The following is a 445-nucleotide window of genomic DNA, read 5'->3' on the forward strand; positions in this document are numbered from 1 at the left end:
ACAGGCGTCCGCCACCGAGGCAGGACCAGGCCATGGGCTTGATGCGCAGTTGCTGGCATTGATCCAGGGTGCCATCCAGGGTGGTGCTCTGGTTCAGCGGCGAGATCTCCAGCTGGTTGGTGACCAGCGGGAAGGGCAGGCGTGACTGCAGCAGCTCGAACTGGCGAGGGGTGAAGTTGGATACCCCCAGATGTTTCACTTTGCCCGCCTGTTTCAGGCTGATGAAGGCATCGGCCACCTCGTCGGCATCCATCAGGGGGTCGGGGCGGTGGATCAGCAGTAGGTCCAGATAGTCGGTGCCGAGCTTGCGCAGGGAGTTTTCGGCACTGGCGATGATGTGCGCCTTGCCGGTGTTGTAGTGGTTGAGCGCATGTTCCGGCTTGGCGGTGAGGGCGATGCCGCATTTGCTGACGATTTCCATTCGGGCGCGCAGGGAGGGCTCAAG

General features: G+C 62.5%; 1 protein-coding gene. It reads right to left on the minus strand.

Features of this window, described 5'->3' with window-relative positions; genetic code table 11:
- Positions 1-445, minus strand: a 445-nt coding sequence (locus AAC083_RS23060) for an aldo/keto reductase (protein WP_375134756.1), incomplete at both ends; no start/stop codon positions are given.

The sequence above is a fragment of the Aeromonas sp. HMWF014 genome (assembly GCF_963878295.1).
GTDB classification, from domain to species: Bacteria; Pseudomonadota; Gammaproteobacteria; order Enterobacterales; family Aeromonadaceae; genus Aeromonas; species Aeromonas popoffii.